The sequence below is a fragment of the Spirosoma flavum genome (genome assembly GCF_042686045.1).
Lineage (GTDB): Bacteria > Bacteroidota > Bacteroidia > Cytophagales > Spirosomataceae > Spirosoma > Spirosoma flavum.
In genome coordinates, this window is the sequence record NZ_JBHUOM010000023.1 from 170,089 (window position 1) to 193,856 (window position 23,768).

The 23,768-nt window shown below is 45.8% G+C and carries 22 protein-coding genes; 10 read left to right on the plus strand and 12 right to left on the minus strand.

The features are described 5' to 3' along the window. Window positions 1-28 precede the first annotated feature (28 nt). The 5 genes from ccsA to ACFS25_RS21370 all read left to right on the plus strand — a co-directional run bounded on the left by ccsA (window position 29) and on the right by ACFS25_RS21370 (window position 5,513). Complete coding sequence (gene ccsA / locus ACFS25_RS21350; protein ID WP_381505060.1) at window positions 29-2,692, plus strand: cytochrome c biogenesis protein CcsA; 2,664 nt, start codon at window positions 29-31, stop codon at window positions 2,690-2,692. 59 nt (window positions 2,693-2,751) lie between these two features. Next, window positions 2,752-2,979 carry a hypothetical protein gene (locus ACFS25_RS21355; protein ID WP_381505062.1) on the plus strand — a complete coding sequence of 76 codons (228 nt, stop codon included), beginning with the start codon at window positions 2,752-2,754 and terminating at the stop codon, window positions 2,977-2,979. 84 nt (window positions 2,980-3,063) lie between these two features. After that, window positions 3,064-4,344 (plus strand): hemolysin family protein, encoded by a 1,281-nt coding sequence (locus ACFS25_RS21360; protein ID WP_381505064.1) that lies wholly within the window; start codon window positions 3,064-3,066, stop codon window positions 4,342-4,344. Between the two features lie 33 nt (window positions 4,345-4,377). Further along, window positions 4,378-5,016 carry an orotate phosphoribosyltransferase gene (gene pyrE, locus ACFS25_RS21365; protein ID WP_381505066.1) on the plus strand — a complete coding sequence of 213 codons (639 nt, stop codon included), beginning with the start codon at window positions 4,378-4,380 and terminating at the stop codon, window positions 5,014-5,016. 74 nt (window positions 5,017-5,090) lie between these two features. Beyond that, a complete protein-coding gene (locus ACFS25_RS21370; protein WP_381505068.1) occupies window positions 5,091-5,513 on the plus strand; it encodes an OsmC family protein in 423 nt (140 codons plus the stop codon). Window positions 5,514-5,710: 197 nt separating this feature from the next. On the opposite strand, the gene ACFS25_RS21375 is transcribed toward ACFS25_RS21370, so the two are convergent. From ACFS25_RS21375 to ACFS25_RS21385, 3 genes are all read right to left on the minus strand, one after another. Next, window positions 5,711-6,052: an EthD domain-containing protein gene (locus ACFS25_RS21375; RefSeq protein WP_381505070.1), complete on the minus strand. Its 342-nt coding sequence runs from the start codon at window positions 6,050-6,052 to the stop codon at window positions 5,711-5,713. 96 nt (window positions 6,053-6,148) lie between these two features. Further along, a complete protein-coding gene (locus ACFS25_RS21380) occupies window positions 6,149-6,940 on the minus strand; it encodes an SDR family NAD(P)-dependent oxidoreductase (RefSeq protein WP_381505073.1) in 792 nt (263 codons plus the stop codon). 74 nt (window positions 6,941-7,014) lie between these two features. Then, on the minus strand, window positions 7,015-7,587 hold the full coding sequence (locus ACFS25_RS21385) for a Crp/Fnr family transcriptional regulator (protein WP_381505075.1): 573 nt from the start codon (window positions 7,585-7,587) through the stop codon (window positions 7,015-7,017). A gap of 217 nt (window positions 7,588-7,804) precedes the next feature. Between ACFS25_RS21385 and ACFS25_RS21390 the strand changes: the two genes are divergently transcribed. Then, complete coding sequence (locus tag ACFS25_RS21390; protein WP_381505077.1) at window positions 7,805-8,269, plus strand: hypothetical protein; 465 nt, start codon at window positions 7,805-7,807, stop codon at window positions 8,267-8,269. Window positions 8,270-8,458: 189 nt separating this feature from the next. Here ACFS25_RS21390 and ACFS25_RS21395 read toward each other — a convergent pair whose 3' ends face one another. Both ACFS25_RS21395 and ACFS25_RS21400 read right to left on the minus strand, forming a co-directional pair. Continuing rightward, complete coding sequence (locus ACFS25_RS21395; protein WP_381505079.1) at window positions 8,459-8,845, minus strand: VOC family protein; 387 nt, start codon at window positions 8,843-8,845, stop codon at window positions 8,459-8,461. Window positions 8,846-9,038: 193 nt separating this feature from the next. After that, window positions 9,039-10,388 carry a dihydrolipoyl dehydrogenase family protein gene (locus tag ACFS25_RS21400; protein ID WP_381505080.1) on the minus strand — a complete coding sequence of 450 codons (1,350 nt, stop codon included), beginning with the start codon at window positions 10,386-10,388 and terminating at the stop codon, window positions 9,039-9,041. Between the two features lie 287 nt (window positions 10,389-10,675). On the opposite strand from ACFS25_RS21400, the gene ACFS25_RS21405 reads away from it, so the two are divergent. Next, window positions 10,676-13,423, plus strand: a complete 2,748-nt coding sequence (locus tag ACFS25_RS21405) for a bifunctional YncE family protein/alkaline phosphatase family protein (protein ID WP_381505081.1) — start codon at window positions 10,676-10,678, stop codon at window positions 13,421-13,423. A 122-nt stretch (window positions 13,424-13,545) separates the two neighbouring features. On the opposite strand, the gene ACFS25_RS21410 is transcribed toward ACFS25_RS21405, so the two are convergent. The 4 genes from ACFS25_RS21410 to ACFS25_RS21425 form a co-directional block, all read right to left on the minus strand. Continuing rightward, complete coding sequence (locus ACFS25_RS21410; RefSeq protein WP_381505083.1) at window positions 13,546-15,177, minus strand: ABC-F family ATP-binding cassette domain-containing protein; 1,632 nt, start codon at window positions 15,175-15,177, stop codon at window positions 13,546-13,548. Window positions 15,178-15,299: 122 nt separating this feature from the next. After that, window positions 15,300-16,238, minus strand: a complete 939-nt coding sequence (locus ACFS25_RS21415; RefSeq protein ID WP_381507042.1) for a formylglycine-generating enzyme family protein — start codon at window positions 16,236-16,238, stop codon at window positions 15,300-15,302. Window positions 16,239-16,377: 139 nt separating this feature from the next. After that, entirely contained in the window at window positions 16,378-17,892 is a 1,515-nt protein-coding gene (locus ACFS25_RS21420; protein WP_381507044.1) for a sulfatase family protein, read from the minus strand. A gap of 145 nt (window positions 17,893-18,037) precedes the next feature. Then, window positions 18,038-18,973, minus strand: coding sequence for an EamA/RhaT family transporter (locus ACFS25_RS21425; protein WP_381507046.1), 936 nt, complete (start codon window positions 18,971-18,973; stop codon window positions 18,038-18,040). Window positions 18,974-19,073: 100 nt separating this feature from the next. Here ACFS25_RS21425 and ACFS25_RS21430 point away from each other — a divergent pair, with 100 nt between their 5' ends. Beyond that, entirely contained in the window at window positions 19,074-19,745 is a 672-nt protein-coding gene (locus ACFS25_RS21430; RefSeq protein WP_381505084.1) for a PorT family protein, read from the plus strand. A 488-nt stretch (window positions 19,746-20,233) separates the two neighbouring features. Continuing rightward, window positions 20,234-20,731 (plus strand): hypothetical protein, encoded by a 498-nt coding sequence (locus ACFS25_RS21435; RefSeq protein WP_381505086.1) that lies wholly within the window; start codon window positions 20,234-20,236, stop codon window positions 20,729-20,731. Here ACFS25_RS21435 and ACFS25_RS21440 read toward each other — a convergent pair. Beyond that, on the minus strand, window positions 20,717-20,902 hold the full coding sequence (locus tag ACFS25_RS21440; RefSeq protein WP_381505087.1) for a hypothetical protein: 186 nt from the start codon (window positions 20,900-20,902) through the stop codon (window positions 20,717-20,719). The genes ACFS25_RS21435 and ACFS25_RS21440 overlap by 15 nt on opposite strands. Window positions 20,903-20,991: 89 nt before the next feature. Next, a complete protein-coding gene (locus ACFS25_RS21445) occupies window positions 20,992-21,732 on the minus strand; it encodes an EcsC family protein (protein WP_381505089.1) in 741 nt (246 codons plus the stop codon). Window positions 21,733-21,839: 107 nt separating this feature from the next. Here ACFS25_RS21445 and ACFS25_RS21450 point away from each other — a divergent pair, with 107 nt between their 5' ends. Further along, the gene (locus tag ACFS25_RS21450) at window positions 21,840-22,559 is read left to right on the plus strand and encodes a murein L,D-transpeptidase catalytic domain family protein (RefSeq protein WP_381505090.1); all 720 of its coding nucleotides are present in this window, start codon (window positions 21,840-21,842) and stop codon (window positions 22,557-22,559) included. On the opposite strand, the gene ACFS25_RS21455 is transcribed toward ACFS25_RS21450, so the two are convergent. Further along, entirely contained in the window at window positions 22,529-23,728 is a 1,200-nt protein-coding gene (locus ACFS25_RS21455; RefSeq protein ID WP_381505092.1) for a L,D-transpeptidase family protein, read from the minus strand. The genes ACFS25_RS21450 and ACFS25_RS21455 overlap by 31 nt on opposite strands. Window positions 23,729-23,768 lie beyond the last annotated feature (40 nt).

The following is a 23,768-nucleotide window of genomic DNA, read 5'->3' on the forward strand; positions in this document are numbered from 1 at the left end:
ACCCATTCAACTATTTACTCATCAATCAATGATTCACACAACAGTCGGACAACTCGGCCACTTTTTCGTCATCCTGTCGTTTGTAACAGCATTGGTGGCAACTGTCGCCTATTTTTTATCGGCGCTAGGTCGGGGCAATGCCGTTCAAGCCGAAGCCGTTGAAGAGCCTCAATTAGCTTATGCTGGTGAAGCCAGTTTCGGGGGCAAAGTCGCTAAACGTAAACGTCCATTACAACAACTTAACCAACAACCACAAGAAAAGAAAGACGACTGGCGAACGCTGGCGCGGTGGGCGTTTTATATACACGGCGCAGCCGTGATTGGTGTGGCGTCAAGCCTTTTTTACATCATTTACAACCATTACTTCGAGTATCACTACGCCTGGAGTCACTCGTCGCGGGCGTTACCGGTCCAATACATGATTTCGTGTTTTTGGGAAGGTCAGGAGGGGTCATTTCTGCTCTGGTTGTTCTGGAACGCAGTATTGGGCGCTATTTTAATTCGCACCAGCGGAAAACAATGGGAAGCGCCCATGATGGCTATTTTTGCCTTAGTACAGGCGTTTTTGGCCTCCATGATTCTGGGAGTGATTTTCGGAGATTCATTTAAAATTGGCTCTTCGCCGTTTCTGTTACTGACAGAAGCCATGCCTGATGCACCAATATTCACAGCTGACCCAAACTTCGTTCCTAAAGACGGTAACGGCCTGAACCCACTGCTTCAGAACTACTGGATGGTCATTCACCCACCTACCCTATTTCTGGGCTTTGCTCTTACCCTTGTGCCTTTCGCTTACTGCATTGCCGGTCTATGGCGAAATCAACCATTAGAATGGATTCGCCCTGCTATGCCCTGGACACTTATCGGCGGTATGGTATTGGGCGTGGGGGTCATGATGGGCGGCTATTGGGCTTACGAGACACTCAATTTTGAAGGGTACTGGAACTGGGATCCGGTTGAAAATGCGGTGTATGTCCCCTGGTTGGTGCTCGTGGCTGCGTTGCATACAATGCTAATCGCCAAACGCAGTTCGACGGGCCTGAAAATGGCTATTATACTTACTATCAGTACCTTTATCCTAATACTGTATTCTACGTTCCTGTCGAGAAGTGGCATTTTGGGGAATGCGTCCGTTCACTCGTTTACCGATTTAGGCTTGTCGGGACAGTTATTATTGTATCTGCTGGTTTTCGTAACATTGGCTACCGTACTGGCGGCAAGCAAGTGGAAATATATTCCGTCCGACACTGAAGAAGCGTCGGTATACAGTAAAGAGTTCTGGGTATTTATTGGCGCAACGATACTGTGTTTGGCAGCATTTCAGGTTATTGCCACAACATCTATTCCGGTTTATAATAAAGTTCTGGAGTCATTCGGCAAAGTTTCGAATCTGGCTCTTCCTGCCGATCAGGTCTCACATTACAGTAAATTTCAGATCTGGTTCTTTGCGCTCATTGCCCTTGTGACTGGTGTCGGTCAGTATATGTGGTGGCGCAAGTTGGAGAATAAAAAGTGGGATGCTCTTATTACACCCGGTATTCTGACATTGCTCGTCAGTGCAGCCCTGATTGCGTTCGGTCAAATGAAGAATCCGGTTTACATGGTTCTGTTAGTTGCCTCAGTCTTTGCCCTGATGACCAACGGAACAATTTTACTGGGTATTATCCGGGGTAACTACCGGCTATCGGGTGGGGCTATTGCTCACATTGGCATGGCGTTGATGCTCATTGGCATTCTCTATTCGTCGGGTTATACGAAAGTTATTTCAATCAATAACAGTGGTCTTCTGATCTCGAAGCAGGAAGAATTTACGAAAGACAACAATAGGCAAAACAAAGAAAATACACTATTGTGGCTCAACCAGCCTGAGCACATGGGCCCTTACCAGCTTACCTATCGCGGGCAGCGCATTGAAGCCCGTGAAGTGCCGGGTTATATACCGCGTAAGGATGTAGAGGTAATAGAAGGTGATTTCCACGGTATTGCTCAGCGTGATATTGTACAGAATGGAAAGGTCTATTATAAGAAAGGAGACACGCTAGCCCTGTATCCAGAAAATACCTATTACGACGTTGAGTACCGAGAACCGAACGGAAAAATCTTTAATCTGTATCCTCGTGCTCAGGTGAACGAACGGATGGGCTTACTGGCATCACCCGACATCCGTCACAAGTCGGACCGAGATATGTATACCTATGTGTCGTCGGTGCCAGACCCAAGTGCCGAAAATACGTGGGAGAAAACCGAGACATACAGCGTTGCGATTAAAGACACATTTTTTCTGAACGATTACGTCGCCATTCTTGATGATGTCGCACGGACAAACGAGGTGGAAGGTATGGAAGTTGGGCCGACCGATGCAGCGGTGCGGGCTAAAGTGCGGGTACTCGACAAAAACGGCGAACATATTCTTAGTCCGGCATTTGTCATTAAAAACCGTATGGTGGCCCATCCAGCCGAAGTAAGCGATGAGTTAGGTGTTCGGATCCAGTTGAACGAAATTGACCCCCGTACGGGTAAGTTCACGTTCGCTGTCAACCGGACACAGCGTGACTATATTGTGATGAAAGCCATTGAAAAACCGCTTATCAATGTGCTCTGGATAGGAACGCTGATTGTTGTAATTGGCTTCCTGATTGCTACATTTCGTCGGTATCAGGAGTTTAGAAAGATGCGAAATAAAGCCGTTTAAAGAGTTCATGGTTTTCGTGGTTCTTCGCCAGAAATTCACGAAAACCATGAACAAACTCTATGAAACTTCCCGAAATTCTTATTCTAGCCGTTGCAGCAGGCTTTTTGGTTATCTGGATTGCGGAATACCAGCGAACCAGTTTTGCCGATAGTTACTGGTTGTTAATGCTATTTTTGGGTTTCTTATTAGCTTTTCAATATGTTCGCAATAAACGGCTCGAGCGCGAAAAGACAGTTTCGCCTACTATCAAACAAATGGTAGAAGACCGCAAGAAAAAAAAGAAGTAGCTTGAGCTTTGCCTTTGACCACCAAGTAATCATTTTTGGTCGGCTGGCACAAGTCTCAAACAATACATAAACAAACAATCTTATTTGGAACCCTACGCTCTTTTATTCGGTGCTTTACTTGCCCTCGTGTTAGCTGGATTCTTCTCGGCAGTTGAGATGGCCTATGTATCAGTTAACCGATTATATTTTGAGCTTCACAGCAAACAGGGGCCGCTGAGTGAGAAATTGGTTTCTAACTTCCTGAAAAATCCAATTCTATTTGTTGGTACAACACTGACGGGAAATACGCTTTTTCTGGTACTTTATACCGTTTTAGGCGTCACGGCACTGAATCCGCTCTTGATGGTCGTTGTGCCGACGAGTTGGGCCGCCCATGAATCGGTATTTATTATCCTCGAAACTCTGATTCTGACCGTTATTTTTCTGCCCTTAGCCGATTACATTCCTAAAAGCCTCGCCCTAATCCACCCCGACCGATTTCTGGAAGCACTGGCTGTACCACTCTGGATTATTTACAAAACTATAGCGCCTATTGTTCGGGTGTTGGTTGGGATGGCGCGGTTCTTCATCCGATACGTACTCCGTAAACGCAATCCCGAAATCCGTCCGGTTTTCGGTCTGACTGACCTTAATCATTATCTCCAGCAACTCAACCAGAAGGCCGATACAGAAAAAGACGTAGAGGTCGACACGAAGATTTTTAACAATGCTATTGAGTTTCGCGATGTGCGGGTACGCGACTGTTTAGTACCACGCACCGAAATCACGGCTATCGCCGTAGATGATACGGTTGAAGAACTACGGCAAGCTTTTCAGGACAGTGGTCACTCCAAAATTGTCGTGTATCGCGATACGATTGACGACGTTATCGGTTACTGCCATGCGCTGGCCCTGTTTAGGAAGCCAGCCACTGTTGAGGAGATTATTACGCCCATTATCACCGTTCCTGAAACCATGCCTGCGCAAGATTTGCTATTACGCTTTTTGTCGGAACGTAAGAGTTTGGCTCTGGTAGTCGATGAATTTGGCGGTACGGCGGGCATAGTTAGTGTGGAAGACATGGTCGAACAGATTTTTGGTGAGATTCAAGACGAGTACGACACCAACGAAGATTGGGTAGAGCAGCAGCTTGACGATACGAACTGGGTATTAAGTGCCCGGCATGAAATTGACGACCTGAACAAAACCTACGGCTGGACCATACCTGAAGGTGGCTATGATACACTGGGCGGACTAATTCTGGCGACGCACGAAGACGTTCCCAGAGTTGGCGAGATAATCGAGTTTTCGCCATTTACATTTACCATTATTTCGATGGACGGCAACCGGATTGATACCGTGCAAGTCCATTTGAAGAAGGAATAATTCTTTATTGCTGTTGTTATTTTCTATTGACTTGTGAGTATATCTATTATTCAAAAAACCGTAGCTCGGTATCTGCTGGAAGTGCAGGCTGTACGACTCAAGCCTAATGAGCCGTTTACATGGAGTTCGGGTTGGAAATCACCCATTTACTGCGACAACCGGGTTACACTGGCTTATCCCGAAGTGCGCGACTATATCAAAAACGCCTTAGCCGATGCCATCCGACGACAGTACCCGTCGGTTGAGGTGATTGCGGGTGTCGCTACGGCTGGCATTCCCCAGGGCGCGTTAGTTGCCGACCTCTTGGGAATTCCTTATTGCTACGTCCGACCTGAACCGAAGGCACACGGTATGGGCAAGCAAATTGAAGGGCATCTGACGAGTGGGCAACGTGTAGTGGTTATTGAAGATTTAATTTCCACAGGTGGCAGTTCCTTGAAGGTAGTTAATGCCTTGCAGGCGGCTGGCGCTGAGGTATTGGGTATGGCCGCTATTTTTACATACGGGTTCCCGCTGGCCGATCAAAATTTCGCCACTAAGAATATACCTTTAGTATGCCTGAGTAATTATGACGCATTACTGATCGAAGCCCAGGCACTCGATTATATATCGGCTGATGCAATGGAGTCTTTAGCCTCCTGGCGACAAAATCCGGCGCAGTGGGGTCAATAATTTTTCCTGTGTAGCTGCTAATTAATAGTTCAGCTAACTACTTAGGAGTCAATCATATTGCCTAAATCACTGTCATGGCTCTAGTTACTGCTAGAATAGAACGGACGCACTACGAAACGCACCTCTCAACCGATTCGCAGGTTATAGTGGCCGATGAACCCGTGGAAATGGGTGGTCAGGACCGGGGTATGGGTCCAGGTGAGTTACTGGCAGCATCTCTGGCAGCCTGTACGGTGATGACATTGAGAATGTATGCTGATCGTAAAGGCTGGCCCCTCGATTCGGCAGTTGCGCATGTAGACTATACGAATGACTCGGTAACCAAACGGTCCCTTTTCATTTTGAAGTTGATCTTAAACGGAAAGCTCACCGATGGTCAGCGGGCGCGATTAGTAGAGATGGCTGACCAGTGTCCTATGCATCGTACTCTACAAAATCCGATTGATTTTGAAACAATTTTAATTGACGATGTGGGTAGTACTAATCATATAATGTAAGAGGCAACTATAAAGATGCATACCTCACTAGGCTACAGCCCCTAATCTTATGTTACAACACTTGTCCAGGAAGTAGGTCAAAATACTACCAGTAGTCACGTCAAAGTTTTATAAAACTTCCAGCCGTTCAGGCTCTATGCTAAATGAAGGTTGATGATCGGGGCTTGACTGCAATCAATAAGCCCCGATCATCAACCTTATAACTGTTGGGTCTCGGTAGAGACCAGAAAACCGCAGCCCGATAAATCTAAAAACTTTCCCTCGTCAGGACGGATCAAGGCCATGTACCGCTCAGCAGTAAATACCTTCCCAATATCTGTTATATCGTCAAACCATAATTCGGTTATGCCGTCATATGCCGGTGGTGGCATACCGGGTAGGGTCACAGATAAACTATGACATTGGACATACTTCCGAACATACTTTTGCACTTCGGGTAGGAAGTTGAACAAAGGAGCATGCTTGGTTTTGTGATATGTAACAAACTCGTCGTGGCTTAGATTCTCACGCTTGCGGAGGAGAATAGTGAACTTTACCATAGTCAATAGCTGATGAAATAGGGGACATTAATTGATGATTACTGTTCTTCTTGTCGTTGCTGGCTTACGAAGCGTTAAGAAGTAGCCATGAGCTACTTATTTTCCACGCATCACAAAGGAAGAGATGGCCAGCAAGACTCGGCGTGAGGGCGTAAGCCCCGTGCTGATGGATAGCAGCTTATTGAAGAAGCCAGGAACTACATTAAGCTTACCCGCCATCATACCCCGGTAGCCAGCTAAAGCCACACGAGATGCTTTTAGTAGGGTACCCTGTGCATAGGCAGCTCCTCCCATGTTGGCTCGTTCCACAAATCCGGTCTCGGTGACACCAGGATTAAGGACAGTTGCCTTTACACCCGTCCCCCTTAGTTCAGCGTGTAGGGCTTCGGTAAAGTGCATGACGTAGGTTTTAGAAGCACCATAGACCGCCATTTGCGGCACTGGCTGGAAAGCGGCCAACGAACCAATATTTAGTATGTAGCCAAAGCGCCGTTGCACCATGTCTCGAACAAATAAGCTGGTCAACGTAGTGATTGTCAAAACATTAAGTGTGAGCATATTTTGATACAAGGCCGGGTCTACGGTCACTAATTTACCATAGTCGCCATAGCCTGCGTTGTTGACTAGGTAATCGACCTGAAGATTGTTTTTCTGGCAGAATTGATAGAGCTGAGCAGGGCTATCCAGTAAGGCCAAGTCTAGTTCTACGCAGTGAACTATAATCTTGTACCGTTGCTCAAAATCTTTCTCGATTTCCTCCAGTAGACTTTTTCGTCTGGCCACAAGTACTAGATTAATCCCATCTTGAGCGAATAACTTAGCCAGCTCGTAGCCGATACCGCTTGATGCGCCGGTAATTAGCGCTGTCTTTTGTTTCGTGGTTGTCATAACGTTGTGTTTTAATACCACAAAGGTCAGCGACAACCGATCCCCAAAACGTTGACTTAAGGTAAGTGAACTACTTATTTTTTCAACCGCTTCCGAATGCGGCTTAGTGACTCGGGCGTAATACCCAGATAAGATGAGAGATGAAACAGTGAAACTTGGTCGAAGAGTTGAGGTTGGGTGTCGAGTAAGTATTGATACCGCTGTTCAGGGTTCAAAAACTGCATCATTTCAATGCGTTCGTTGACTTGCTGATAAACTTTTTCGGCAATTAAGCGGCCAAAGCGGTCCCAACTGGGTGACATATTATAAGCCCGCTGTATGTCTTCATAACCAAATCCCAGTACCTCCGCGTCCCGCATAGCCTGCCAGTAGTAACGGGAAGGTTTCTGAGTCAGAAAGCTCTGGAAGTCAACCATAAAATTATTCTCGACCGCAAAGCGGTAGTTGATCTCGTTTCCCTCTGGGTCAACGTAGTACATTCTAAAAAGGCCTTTAGTCAAAAAAAATACCTGCTTGCAGACTTGTCCTTGCTCAAGTAGGTAGGCTCCTTTTTTTAAACTAAGACTTACGGTTATGTTATCTAAAAGTTGAAAGTCATCGTCGGGAATTGAAATAATGGTGCTAATGAAAGATTTTAGAGGGTTCATCTTTCCTGATCAGTTTAATGAATGAGCTAGTATCTGATTGCTTGGCGAAGTAGCCGACAGACTCTTCATGTGTTAAGACGCAGTCCAATAAGTTTGTAGGTGTAAATAGTTAATCCCATCTAATCAGTATGATGCAAATTAATTGATTGTTAATATAATTATTTGCGACTGTTTCGACATTTGGCTCCAGTAATTCAACAATTGTCCACAGCCAATTATGAAAGCGAAACGATCTTTATTATTGGTACTTGCTATTTTAGCTAGTCAACCAATTTATGCCCAATGGAGGCTGCTGTTTCGAAGCCAGGACATTCAACAAACACTGAATCTAATGACTCTAACTGATAGCGCTAACTCAATTATGGCCATTGAATCGCGTGGTGTTTTGAGCAAATATCTTATTGTGCGTTACAGCCGTTCGAAGAGAAAATTAGTGGCTAAGGATTCGATTTGGGGCTTTGTTGATGGGAATGGTGCGATTTGGCGCTGCTATGAAAAAGAACTTTTCCTGGTCATCAACTCTAATAGAGGGTGGGTTAATTATGCCATCAATCGTCCGGTCGGAACGCGCCTAACAGCAATGTACGGGGCTCGGATGTATAGTCGTACATTGGATAGCAAAATCAAGTCTAACTGGTCAGAAGCAATGGCTGATATTCCGCAAGGGTACATCCTGCGGTAAAGCCATATTGTGCTATTTTTAGTGAAGTCTTTGTGTCTAATTTTCCCGATTCCAGCTTTAATTTCATAACGCAATTGGAGTGGCTGTGGTAAAAATGAACTGAATCAATAATAATATCTACCGACAGAAAGAAATAATCTTCGTTTTGTCCAACGATAAATTATTCATTTTTAACTAATCTCGTCTAGCCTACTTCTTATTGAACCATTGAATATATTCTAGTATGTTATTGTCGGGATCGGTAAAATAAACCCATGTCTCCTCCTTTTCGATGAGCAATGGCCCTTTGAGAATTGGAATGTCCTTAGCCTTTAAATCAGCTAAGGAAGTTACCATATCACTGATTTCCAGACAATAATGAGGACAGAACGGTTTTTTAACCTCTGGAATGAGATACTCATTGACTAAATCCTGAATGAGTTCTAAGCGAGCTGTACCCAGCGATAAAAATGCATATTCTTCCTGCTCTTCTTGATTAATGGCTCGGTGATCAAGCTGAAAGCCTAATTTCTCGGTATAAAATGTAATGGCTTTATCCATATGTCTGACCTGAAATCCACAATGATCTGCCTTCATGATAGTAACGTTTTTAGAGTAGGCTAAGAGGTAGCTACTACGTGGGGCAAAGCTAAGGTACTAGCTGGCCTAAAGAAGATGTTGTATTGGTCGATTATGAGTGGCTATTACCTTACTGATCAGCTTTAAGCCATAGTTCCTCTTGTTGTATAGTCTCGAATGCGCTTAGATACGTCGTTAAATTAGCGGGAAACTATATTGGTAGCATCGACTTCAGATCTGATCCATGCGTTGGGTAGGCAAGCAGCGTATCCCCCAGGTCTTTGGCCGAAATGTGGTGTTTCATCGCCAGTGTAAATAAATTGATGACCTCGTCGCAGCCCGAGCCAAGAAGATGCGCACCCACAATCTGATTTGTGTCTTCGTCAACCAGCGTTTTAAAAGCGGCAAACGACTCATTAATACGTCGGCTGGTATACCAGTCGCTAGTTTCCTGAAACGTTACGTTTACCTTGCGGCCCTGCTTTTTAGCCTGTTCTTCTGTTAAACCGACAGAGGCTAATGTTGGGATTGTAAACACAGCCGTTGGGATGGGGTTATCCTGATACGTTTGACGATTACCATTCAAAATATTATCAGCAACGATACGCCCCTCATACGAAGCCAGCGGAGTAAGTGGCAGCCCTTTATCGGCCACATCGCCACAAGCGTAGACCGCCGGATTTGACACACTTTGCAGATATTCATTGGCCACCACGCCTTTCTTATCAAGCTCAACACCAGCTTTTTCCAAGTCCAGTTCTGCTACGTCGGCCACGCGCCCGGCGGCATGAATAACTAAGTTGGTCGAAATAGAGTGGCTTTTCCTCTGTTGGCTATAACGAACTGTCAACTTATCTGCTTTCCCTTCAACGGCGGTTACGTTAGCCTCTAGTACAATTCGAATGCCAATAGACTCCATTGCCTTGACTAATAACTCAACCAGATCGGCATCGAATCCCTCCAATGGTCGTTTACCCTGATGAAGAATTGTGACTTTTGCTCCTGCACGGGCGGCAATGTGTGCAAACTCAAAAGAAATGTAGCCACCGCCAATCATGACAACCTCTTTGGGTAACTCAGCAAGTTCCAAGAAGCCAGTACTATCAACGAGCAGTTCCTCACCCGGAATATCCAACGGTTTGGGCCGTTGTCCGGTTGCAATAACAATGTGGCTGGCCTTCAATTCCTCCTCACCAACACGCACCGTATTGGCTGATAAAAACGTAGCGGCACCATGGAAGGATTGAATGTTCAAATCAGCGAATTTAGTTTCAGTCCTTTGGGGAACGGAATCTGTAAATGTTTTTTTGAACCGCATTAAGTCGGCCCAATTAATTGTTGGCGACCCGGAAATACCTTTCCCACTCATCTGTTCTGAACGGGCTATCAATTCAGCAACACCCACCAGTACCTTTTTAGGGTCGCAGCCGCGTTGCGAACAAGTACCACCAAAGGGTAATTTGTCAATAATAGCAACTTTTTTACCAGCTTCGCGGGCAGCCTGAGCAACAGTTGCGCCAGCCGAGCCGGTACCAATAACAATCAAATCAAAAACATGCATGTTAATAGCGGATGGTAATTAGTTCTTTAGACTACAACTAAAAACCACCCTCACTGGCTAAAAAAGTAGCTGATTTGTCGTAATCAGCTACTTTTTATCTGGAACATTGTGCTTTTGCAACTGACTAACAGAGTTCACAATCACTTAATCAATCGATATGTTGAATGACATGAAACATCAGTTATGTTTAACCAACCAATCAAACAGGTACCCTGCAATGCCTACTTTTCGCTGGGTATTAGAACGCCTATCTTTATAAGCCTGATTCTTTCTTGCCACTACGTACCATGAACATTAATTTTACATCAATTCGTTACGGGTTCTTTTACCTTTTGCTTCTGTTTATTCTGGGCGGATGTCATCGGTCTCGCCCTTCGACCAGCAATCCCGACAACCTTTCTTCACGATATAAAGCGACTACAGATGACAGTACGTTAGCGGGCGACAAATCCCCGTTTCTGATGCCCTATAATCGCATTATTGACGCAGCCGGACAATCTGTTAGTTTCGGCGATGGCAGTGTCGAAAATCATAGTCTGGATGCAACTCTGCTACCTGACAAAAAAACGTTAGTCGTTGAAGATCGCTTCGGCCTTGCTTTTTTTGATATTAAAACGCGTCAGCTAATTTCACGCTGGGACTATACGAAAAGCTCAACTCTCAAAGGAAGCATGAGTTCTTTCTCGGGCATTAAAGCCGTTGTTTATCACGATTCGACCTATATTTTTTGGGGGGCTGGTGGCCGGGGAAAGCCAAATTCATACGTGGTTCAGGCGGTTTGGGATGGCTCCCGCGCCCGACTGGTTCAGACCTTTCCATTTGAGCCCGTCGCTCCCGCCACGATTGCTTTACCCAACGAAGTTGTCGTGAAAGAAGAAGCGGGCGAGTTATACCTGTATGCCGTTTTGAACGGAAATAACCAATTGGTTAAAGTCAGGGTAGCGGATAAACACTTGATTTGGACAGCTCCGACCGGAGTTGCTCCGTTCGGTCTGACTCTTATAGGCACTAAAGCTTACGTTACAAACTGGGCCGGACCGGTTCCCAATGCCGCAGATGGACTGGAAACAGCCGGTGTGCCCTGGGGTTCGGCCTACATCGACCCTAAAACGGGCGCGATGGCACGAGGCACCGTTTCTGTAATTGATATACAACAAGGCAAACCGGAACGGGAACTGCCAGTTGGCCTACACCCGAACGCCATTATCAGTAGTCCCGATCAGCGATTGTTGTATGTAGCAAACGGCAATAGCGATTATATTTCCGTCCTTGACGTACAGGCTCAACAAGTTACCGACTCCATTTTTGTGGGTTTATTCAACCGAGGCAACGGCTATATCGGCAGCACGCCAAATGCTTTAGCCATTAATCCTCAGGGAACTACGCTCTACGTAGCGAATGGAATGGACAACGCAATCTGTGTTGTTGAGTTAGGAAGCAAAGGATCGACGATCAATACGGGTAGCCATGTCATCAAAGGATACATTCCGACTCAGGCATATCCGTCGGGTATTGTGCTTCATAACAGCGAACTCTATGTAACAAACTTAGAAGCTGTTGGTGCACGGATAGCGAATCCGGTTGACCAGGGCGGACAGGGCAAAAATCCGTCTCAAGGCACACTGAAAGCGTATAATTCGCATAAACAACTGGCCTCTATCTCCTTCATCCCCGTACCAAATGAGTCTGAATTAGCAGCGTTTACGGAAAAAGTAAAAAAACAAAGCCTTCAATTTCGGTTAGCTTTGACGGAGCTTATACCCCGGCCCAATATGGTGCCTAAACCCGTACCGGAACGCATTGGTGAACCATCGGTCTTTAAACATGTATTGTATATTATCAAAGAAAATCGCACCTACGACCAAGTGCTGGGCGATATGCCGCAGGGTAATGGAATGCCCTCATTGTGCATATTTGGCGATAGCATAACACCCAACCAGCACCGGATTGCTCAGGACTATTTGCTGTTAGATAATTACCATGTATCCGGCAAGTCGTCGGCAGAAGGGCACCACTGGGCAAGCGCGGCTATTGTCACTGATTATACGGAGAAAAGCGTGCGGGCCTGGTTCCGAAGTTACCCGCACGTCTTATATGATGCGATGGTGTACGATAAAAAAGGGCTGATCTGGAACAACGCTCTCGATCATGGAAAGACGGTTCGCATGTATGGAGAAGCCTGCTCCTGTACCTTCGACAATAAACAGTATAACTGGAAAAAATTGTATCAGCTTCAGCAGGAAAGCAAGCCTTTTTCATTCACCAATACCACAACTATTTCGCGGGTAAGGCCCTTGCTTTCTATGAATTTTCCAGGTTGTGATGATGAAACCGTTAGCGACCAGATGCGCGCGGATGCGTTCATCAAAGAATTAAACGAAACAGCCGTCAACCCGAACGCCGACTTACCGAACCTGATGGTTATGTCGTTACCTAATGATCATACCGCCGGAATGAACCCGAACTTTCCAATACCCAGCGCTATGGTTGCCGATAATGACTTAGCCGTAGGGCGTATCGTCGATGCGATTACACACAGCCGATTTGCTGCTTCGACAGTTATTTTTATTACGGAAGACGATTCGCAGGCGGGGTGGGATCATGTATCGGCCTACCGGACCACCGGATTTATTATTAGCCCTTACTCGCGCCTGCAAAAAACTATTCACACGAATTATAATCAAACCTGCATCGTTCGGACAATGGAACAGATTCTGGGTCTGCCACCAATGAATGTTATTGATGCCACAGCCCTGCCCATGTTCGACTGTTTTACGTCCACCCCAGATTTATCATTTGCCTACAAAGCCTTACCTAATCGCGTTGACCTGACGGAAATGAACGTAGCCCCAACAGGTTTGAAGGGAGCTTCTCTACGTTTTACCAATCAGTCTATTCGATATGGTTTTCACCAAATTGACCGAGGCCACGATGACCTGCTGAATCGAATTTTATGGTTTACCACTAAAGGTAAAAAACGGTATCCTGTTGAATTAGCCGGTGCCGAAGAGGATGATGACGATGATGATAAATAAACGATTCTAAGATACTGTTTTGGGTAAGATTATCCGGGTCAACAGTTGACAATACGTACTAAAAAAAGCCGCGCTCAGTTTCTACTGGCGCGGCTTTTTTGACTAGTATAACAAATTAATTTCTAAGCCATTGCTCCATATAATTCTTCGCGTTGCGCCTTCACACGATCGTCAGCGAGGTATTCGTCATAGGTCATCAGCTTGTCGAGGATGCCTACCGGCGTGATTTCGATAATGCGACTGGCAACGGTCTGCACAAACTGGTGATCATGCGATGTAAAGAGAATCGGACCTTTAAAATCAATAAGACCATTATTCAGCGACTCAATAGATTCAAGGTCAAGGTGGTTCGTTGGTTCATCGAGCATCAGGGTATTGGCACCCGAAAGCATCATTCTCGATAGCATGCAACGCACTTTTTCGCCCCCGCTCAATACCGTTGCCTTCTTCAGCGACTCTTCGCCCGAGAACAGCATACGGCCCAAAAAGCCCCGAATAAAGCTTTCGTCTTTCTCAACCGAATACTGTCGTAACCAATCGACTAAACTGAGATCGGTCTGGAAAAATTTTTCTTTTTCAGCATCCGTTGGGAAGTACGCACTTGTAATCGTGATACCCCAACGGAACGTACCCGAATCAGCTTTGCGCTCGCCTGCCAGAATGTCTAATAAGGCAGAAACGGCCAGTCCATCGCGGCTAAACAAGAAAATCTTATCCTGTTTATTTACCGTAAACGACAGATTTTCAAATAGTTTCGTGCCGTCTTCTGCCGTATACGTCAGATTTTCGACAGTCAGGATTTGGTCGCCGGGTTCACGTTCAGCTTTGAAATTTACATAAGGATATTTCCTCGATGACGGCTGAATATCCTCAAGGGTAAGTTTTTCGAGCAACTTGCCACGGCTCGTAGCCTGCTTGGATTTCGACGCGTTGGCTGAGAATCGACGAATGAATTCTTCGAGTTCCTTGCGCTTATCTTCCGTCTTCTTGTTCTGATCCTGACGTTGTTTCAATGCCAGTTGGCTCGACTCATACCAGAACGAATAGTTACCGGTGAAGAGTTTTACCTTGCTGAAATCAACGTCAACGATCTGCGTACAAACCTGATCCAAAAAGTGTCGATCGTGGGATACTACGATGACGGTGTTGTTGAAATTAGCCAGGAAGTTTTCGAGCCAGCTTACCGATTCTACATCAAGATTGTTGGTCGGTTCATCAAGCAGCAACACATCAGGACTACCGAATAGAGCCTGAGCCAGCAAGACCCGCACCTTTTCGGAACCATTAATGTCACTCATCAATGAATAATGTAAGTCTTCTTTAATACCTAAACCAGACAACAAACTGGCTGCGTCAGATTCAGCATCCCAGCCGTTCATCTCAGCAAATTCCGATTCAAGTTCGGCGGCTTTTTCACCGTCGGCATCGGTAAAATCCGTTTTGGCGTAGATTACGTCTTTCTCCTGCATGATATCATACAGGCGTTTATTGCCCATAATAACCGTTTGCAAGACCGAATATTCATCGTATGACGACTGATTCTGATTGAGCACCGACATCCGTTCGCCGGGTGTCATAATTACCGAGCCCGTTTGTGGCTCGATCTCGCCCGACATAATTTTCAAAAACGTTGATTTACCCGCCCCGTTAGCGCCAATAACGCCGTAACAGTTGCCAGATGTAAATTTTATAGTTACGTCGTCGAAAAGAACCCGCTTACCATAGCGAAGTGAGACGTTTTGTACCGATACCATGACGTGATTTTCTGTTCAGATTGAACGACAAAGATACAAAATTTTGGCGGGAAATCGGCGGGTAAACTACAGGGTCAGTTTTGAAGGTATAAGTCACCATCTGCCTGATATAATATCGTTTTTTATTTATCCCGAACACAACGAAAACCGAGGTTATTACTTCCGCTGCTTACCTCTCCTTTTCCGCGACTTCCCGCTTTATACCGGATACAATACTGGTCACTGCACAAAAACGAGCCGCCCCGTTGCACGCGCTTCACGGCTCCCGGTTCGTCGGGGTCGTAACTATCAGCCGGTCCTTGCGGATCATTTTCAGGTGATTTCATATAGTAATCAGGTCGGTACAAATCCTGGCACCACTCCCACACGTTACCGTCCATATCGTATAACCCATACGGATTTGCCGGAAATGATTTGACGGGAGCCGCTCCAACAAAGCCATCTTCGGTCGTGTTATGAGCGGGGAAATCGCCTTGGTAAATATTGGCAATCCATTTGCCGGCTGGTTTCAATTCACCGCCCCAATAATAAGTCCGGTTGCCTTTTCCACCCTGTGCGGCAAACTCCCATTCGGCCTCCGTCGGCAGGCGTTTTCCGGCCCATTTCGCATAAGCCGCGGCATCGTCGTAACTAACGTGGATGACGGGCTCGTTCTCATGGCCGTTGATACTACTTTTCGGACCGTTGGGATGCTGCCAACTAGCCCCTTTCACGTACTCCCACCACTGCAACGGATTGGCCAGCGAGACCTTTTGAGTTGGTGGCGTAAACACCGCTGAACCGGGCACTAATTGTTCGGCTGGAACACCCGGATAATCATTTGGATTTAACGGGCGTTCAGCTACCGTTACGTACTTAGTGGCAGCCACAAAACGGGCAAATTCAGCATTGGTAACCTCATGCTCGTCCATCCAGAAACCATTAACCGTAACCGAATGCAGTGGCCGGGCATCAGGAAATTCATCGGCTCCCATCTGAAACGTACCACCCGGAATCAAAACCATTTTGTCGCTACCAGTCGCTCCTGATTTGCTACCGGAAGCTGCCTGACGAACAGCCATTACGCGTGAAGGCATACCTTTTGCAACACAGTAAGCACCAGTATCAGCTGCTTGCGCCTGTTCGTTCGTTGATTGATTGGCCGAGTTACAGCCCACCAATGCAACAGAAAAGGCGAAGAGCAATAAGGCGTTACCTATGTTAAATCTTACTTTCCAAAATTTTTCCGGCCTCATCATCCTTGTATTTCCGTATCTGTTCCTTCAGCTTTATTTTCAGGTTGGCAGTTATGGCTTCGTAGCCTTTTGTGCCATACAGATTATGTAATTCGTGCGGATCTTTTTTGAGGTCATACACCTCCCAGAAATCTTTCGGTCCATAGAAACGAACCAATTTATATTGATCCGTACGTATACCAAAATGCGGGTAAACGTGGTGCGGTTTCGGGAATTCGTAGTAATGATAATAGGCTTCTTTGCGCCAAGGTGTTTTTTCGCCTTTTAGCAACGGAAGAAACGACTCACCTTGAATGTCTTTCGGAATGGCAGTTCCGGTCAGATTCAACAGAGTTGGTGCCCAGTCGATGTTAGAAATTAGGTCATTGACCTGAGTACCGGGTTTGATCACGCCCGGATAACGAATAACGAAAGGTGTTTTTAGGGATTCTTCGTAAATAAATCGCTTATCAAACCAGCCGTGTTCGCCCAAATAAAACCCCTGATCGGAGGCATAAATAACGACTGTATTTTTAGCCAGACCCGTTTTATCCAGATGGTCCAGTAACGCACCAATATTGCGATCAAGAGAACGAGCCGTTGCCAGATAATCCTTCAGATACCGTTGATATTTCCACTCGATTAAGGCTTTGCCTGTTAGCTTTTTAGCATCAAACTCTTTACTTATTTTATTTTCGTAATAATTGTAAAAAGGCTTTTTCTGTTCGGGCGTAAAGCGGTTATAAATATCGCTTTTCTCGTAGTCGGCGTGTACTTTTAAATCCTCTTTTAGCCGCATCGTTTTATCGATGGTCATATCCTGATTCTTAGCGGCTTCACGACCGGTATAGTCGTCATAAAACGTAGCAGGCAGCGGAAAATTAGCCGTATCGTAAGCACCCAAATCAGGCAAATCGGGCAACCATTCGCGGTGAGTTGCTTTATGGCCCACTACCAGAAAAAACGGTTTTGTTGCATCGCGCTGGTTGAGCCAGTCCAGCGAAAGTTTCGTAACAACGTTGGTCACGTAGCCGGGATACCGAACTGTATCGCGTTTTGAATTGACAAAATCCGGGTTGTAATACTGCCCCTGACCAGGCAGAACGTTCAGGTAATCGAATCCGTTGGGCAAACTACCAAGATGCATTTTACCAATCCAAGCCGTTTGATACCCGTTTTTCTGTAGCTCTTCGGAGAATACCGGCTGATTTATGTCAAATACCTTTTCATTGACTTTATAGCCGTTCAGGTGGCTATATTTTCCGGTGAGTAAAGTGGCCCGGCTCGGTCCACAAATAGAATTGGTTACTACATTGGTATGCAAAATAGCTCCTTCGTTGGCTATACGGTCTATATTCGGTGTTTTCGCCAACTTACTTCCATAAGCGCTAATGGCTTGGTAGGCATGATCGTCCGAGAAAATAAAGATGATATTGGGTGGTACGGCATTCCGGCGGGTTGGTGGCTTATCCTCCTGCTTTTTCGTGGTGCAACCAGCCATAGCCAGCAGAAAGACAATTAGCATAGAGAAAGCAACAGTGTAGCGAACGGTATTCTCTCTATTCATCACGGTTCATTGTTTAGGCCAAGGAAGGCAATCTTTAAGTTAAAGTACGGACTTACCTTTTTTTTACTTTTGAACGTACTCAAACTGCTTTTGCCAACTCCTGCCACGAAATCAGGCCAATAGCCAACACGGCTAATCCCAGGCCTATCTTGTTAGCAGTAGACAGTTGCTCTCGGAAAAATAGAGTTGCCAGCAGCGCAGCCAGCAGAATCACACCAATGTTGTAAAGCGGATACACAAAAGCACCGTTACTGCCAAAGGCCGATAGCGCCAGCAACAATGTGTAGAAGCTTAGAAAATTCGGTACGCCGAGCGTCACGGCCCCTATCAGGCTTTTGGCTTGAATTGTTTCCTTACCCTGAATTATTCGCACAATCAGCATTACTAATCCGGCCACGACGGCTCCCAAAACCATTGTCAACGTAACCTGAATAGTTTTGTCAGTTGACGGAATGTAGTGCAGATTCATGTAATTGATCATGGTATTTGTTGCGCCATACAGCAAAAATACGCCAATCGGTAAAAGGACATTTATACCTAATCGGGATGGTTTCAAGGTCGGAGAATCACTTTGATTTGATGCGGCTGGCTCTTTCTTGTACGTACTCAGACCCACGGCTACCACCGCGAGTACTAAACCCAAATAGTTGAACGTATCGAAACCAGACGTTCCTCCACCCGTACGAAAGACAAACAGGCTAAAACAGACCGGAATTACCAGCGACAAATTGTTGGCCAGCGACGTAACCGTGATGCCCATGCGCTGCGTGGACGCCCCCGACAGCAGAAACGTCAGAATAAATCCCACGCCAAGCCCCAAAGAAAGCCACGTCCAGGTCTGAGAAAAGTCGATTGTAAACGATTGTCCGGCAGGCAATAACAGCAGCCCCGTCAGAAAGCAAACCGGGTAGTTGAATACAATTGCCTGAAATGTATTGACTTCATAACGTGGAAACAAACGGAAATTCAGCAGCAAGAGCACTGAGAGTAAAATGCTGAGGCTTAAAAAGAGCATGAGCGGAGGGTATCGAATTGGTAATTTTCGGGCTAAGTTACTCCACTGTTCGGTTGTGCGCTTATCTTTAATCGACCATCCCAAAAATGGCATCTTCGTTATGAACACGAATCTACGTCTTCTGCTTGCCCTTTTGTGGTTCCCAACTGCTCTGTTGTTCGGACAGCAAAAACTGTCGATTTTGGCAACGGTTACTCCTACCCTTTCGGACACACATTATACGACTCGTTTTCTATATCCTGATAGCGATGGTCAGATTGTGGAGCCAGTTTATTTGAATGGAAACCGGTGGGCGTCGGGTTATTCGGCTGGTTTGTCGCTGTGGTATACTTACGCACCGGGCTGGTCGGTCTCGTCGGGCATCTGGTATCAACAACTGACCACGCGGCAAGCCCGTCAAGCGGTTGCGGGCGAGGGGACAATTACGCTCCGCAAACGGGTAATTCGCATTCCCGTGCTATTAAACTACGTTTTATCGACCAAACGATTATCGCCCTATTTTTCATTTGGCGTTCTAACCGACATTCCCATAGCAGCTCGGGTAATTGTTACCCGGAGTGGGCAATCAACGCAATATCTGCGACTTGAAAACAGTAGCCGTCCAATTTTCCATGTCCTAGTTGGGGCTGGAATGCAGTACAAACTCAATCGACGTTATACGCTGATGGCCCAACCAATTTGGACGTATAATTTGGGACAATTGGGCGGAACCAGCACATATAATCCTTCCTACGAGCTAAGTCTGTTGGCGCAGATAGCCTATTCGTTTTAAATAGTTGAATACAATTCCTGCAAAAGAGGTAAGCAGTCCGGCTGATTCAGTAGTTCAAGCAGAGTTCAACTACCAGCCGACGTACTGAATTAGTACTCTTTTCGGCAATTTACTTGTATGCATCAATTTGGTTACTTACCATTACAGTTTAGGAGTAACCTCGACCAAACAAAGAGTCATCAATACCGAAGTGACACTTAATGACTATTGATTGATAATCAGGATGATAAAATTAAGCGACTTTATGTATAATACTAAGTTGGGTGAAGCGGGTATCATGTGTGCGACACTCCAGCATCCGGGCGACATCCAGCGCGTCTCGATAGGTCAGCTTTCCGCCGACAAGACGCACTTATGAGTTGGTAAGCAGCAAATGAGTTAAGTGCGTTTCGACTGACAGTCAGCAGGTTGTAATTAGTCAAGCTTACAAAAAGAATACGGGCGACAACGGGCAAATGTGCGTTCGACTTTTTCTAAAAAATTAACTAATGCCAGCAATTTTAGAACTTGAACGTAAAGTTGTTTTTAAGGAAGGACGTATTGTCACTGATATAATCAGATCGACTGAGAATGGACAACCTCTAAGCGGCTTCCGTACTATCATCTTTTTTGAAGACATTGAGTACATAGATTTTGAAAGTTCTAAAAAAGAAGCAGAATTACACTTGTCGTTATTTTTTGGCTTTCAAAACTCATCAATAAATATTTTTTTGAGTAAGTTTTTAGGAGAAATCTGGTTATTTAAAGAACTAGTCGGACGTAATATAAAGCTACCTATCAATCCTGAGCCGGATTATAATGAAAATTCTGTCTATATAAATTATGCTCACGCGCCAATCGATGTTTCAAATATTAAAATTATTAGGATCAGCGATAACAAATTAATAGCTGAGATTACTATGATATTTTTAGGGAAATATGAAGAAAGTTTCCAAAATTTATCAACCGTAAAACTTATCAAGTTGGACATTTTAACGAACAGGTAGAGTCCGATAATAGAGGTGTGCTTTGACAACGAGCATTTGGGCGTTAACAAGGTTGAGCAGTTTGGACCGTGCGTTTTTGATTTGCTCCGCGTGGGGTAGCTTTCCGCTGACAGGACGCTCGCCGGTTGGGAAAGTTTTCAGCCCAACCAGGAAAGGGTGTAAGGGTCGCAAGCGTCTCGCGTTCAGGAAAATAACTTGTTTACCATCAGCCCTTTGGGTCGTTGGGTGAATAGTCAAACCATCACCACACCAATCCCTCACTATTCCGTCAGCAAGGCACGATTTTCGGCTAGTAGGCGCATCCGATAGGCATTCATGGCGGTGCGGCCCAGTTGATTGACGAGCCGATAATTGACGACAATACCAACGGCTGCCCCGATGCCCGGAATCAATTGCGCCATCTTCGCTAAATCAATATAATCGCGGTATTCCTGCTGAAACGTCAGCCAGTCGAATTGATTGATATCGTTGGGTAATTGGCGGCTATGGTTGGGCCAGTCGGCAATGTATTGATAGACCACCTGCCGACTCTCCTGACTCGAAAAGGCCAGTTGAAAAACATACAGTATAAAGACCCGTTCGCGGTAGTCGCTCACCGAATAGCCGTACAAACTGGCAATCTCAAAAAGCATTTTCATTTTCAGACTGAGCAATATAGGGAAATCGGCGAGGCTCATCAGAAAGCCGCCCGCGCCCGTAACGCCCCCTTCGGCTGCACTGGTTTTTTTGTAGAACTCGATGCGTCTAGCAACGGCTGCATCACGTTGTATCAGCGTCTGGCCTTCTACCGGCTGACGGTTCAGAAACTCGGCTCCGAACAAAACAGCTCGCGTCATCTGCTTGATGGTAGCGGTAACAATGGTATGTATGCGGTTAGGAATTAGCCGATTAATTCGGCGTTGCAACGACGTTGATAGTCGCCCAAACGTTGAGGGCGACTTTTGCATGGCTTGCTGCCAGCGAATCAGTTCGGTTCGGACGGCTTGTTCGTAAGGAGTCATGCTAATTTATTTGGCGAAAAAGTGGTATCTTCATCGAATCAAACTACCCGCAACCGCGTTTAATTTATATGCATCCTCGTAAATCCCGACATCGCTATTTTGTAGGTATGAGGAACGTGCTTTTGCTGATGGTTGCGTTGGTAGTCGTTTACTTTGCCAGCACCGGATACAAAACCGTTCCTAATATAGCCGTTAAAACGCCAGTTATAGCGGCAAAAAAGACCAAATCAATTGCCCATCTCGACGTGTATGACCAGCTAAAACTGAGTCAGGCTGGTTTGCAGAAAAGCGTTTTTGAGTATGCGCTACGCGGTTGGCAAAAGACAGATACGGCCAAATCTATGCTGACAATTGTTGACCTCAGCCAGCCTTCATCCCATAAACGGTTATATGTGGTTGACTTGTTCCGCAAGAAACTACTTTTCAATACCTACGTTTCCCACGGACGTAATTCCGGCGACCTCGTTGCGAATCGCTTTTCCAATGCTCAATCGTCGTTTCAGAGTAGTCTGGGTTTTTACCAGACCCTCAACACGTACATGGGCAAACACGGCCTTTCGTTGCAATTGAAAGGACTGGAAAAAGGCTTCAACGACAACGTCTACAACCGGAATATCGTTTTGCATGGCGCTGACTACGTTTGCGAGGCTATTATTCGCAAAACTGGTCGATTAGGGCGTAGCCAGGGTTGCCCAGCCGTGCCCTATGCCGAATCGAAAGGCATTATTCAAGCCGTTAAAGGAGGTTCGTGCCTTTTCGTTTACTCGCCCAACCCAGATTACCTGAAGCAGTCAGCTTATTTGTCCAGTGAATACACGTCTTTGTAGAAACGAAGCTTTCCGTCCGCATCAATATCAGCTGTGTTGTAGACGATAAAAACTGGAAACGGTTTTGGAATGGGCAGGGTCCGGGGTTTCTGATCAATCAGGCATTTGTTCATAAACTCAGCATCGAAGGTTTTAGCACCCAGCACTAAGTTAGCCAGCTCGACAGGCTTCTGAACCCGCACGCAGCCATGACTCCGCCAACGATCATTGGTGGTCGTGAACAAGTCGCGGCTATTGGTGTCGTGTAGATAAATCGCCAGTGGATTCGCTAAATTAAATTTCAATAACCCCAGCGAGTTCTCACAACCAGATGCCTGCCGAACACGGTATGGAAAATTCGTAGTTGACATACCGTCCCAATCAATATCTTCCGGGTCAACTTCGTGGTTCTTTTCGTCGAGAATCTGGAGATTTTGATTGTAGATGTAGGCTAAATTCCGTTTCATCCGGGGTAGCATTTCCTCCAGGGCGATATTTCGCGGCACGTTCCAGTACGGATACATCACAATATCCTGAATGTAAGTAGCCATGCAGGGCGTCCGCTTGTCGGGCTTGCCCGCAATTACCTGCATCGGTAGCAGTCGCTTGCCTGTCCGGTCGAACACGTTCAATTCACCCGCCGGAATGTTAACCAATACAAATTGATCCGGATCGAAGCGATTAATGTATCGATAAAAGTTAAGCGTCTGCCGAATCAACCGCAAGGAATCAGCCATAGCCGGATTAGTTCTGCCCTGTTTCTGAAGTTGGCTGTAATATCCAACGAGTTGATTATAAGGCGCAAATGAGGAAATCGTAGCCAGTGTAGTTGGGTCTGCTTTCATTGCCCAAGCCGAATCTACTTTCTCATGTAGTCCAGTAAATACCATACGTGAGGGCTTTTTGCCATAACGTATTTCCAGTAGCACATTCGTCAGCTTGCTTTCGCTTACCTCTGAATCACTCCCGTAGCGGGTCGTATCAATACCAATTGAATCGGCGTACTGGCAAGCTTGATGCAGTAATTGAGCTACTTGCCGGACTGGTAGTTCGGCTTTCTTTTCGTCCGGCTTAACATGGGCTTGATTTGTCTTGGTAGTCTTATTCGGGATAAATTGCTTTACCACAAAAAATATAACCACCAGACCTACTATCACGGCTATACCAATTCTGATTTTCCTCGTATCCATATATATTTGTTCTATATGCTTGCTTAATACCTATAACATG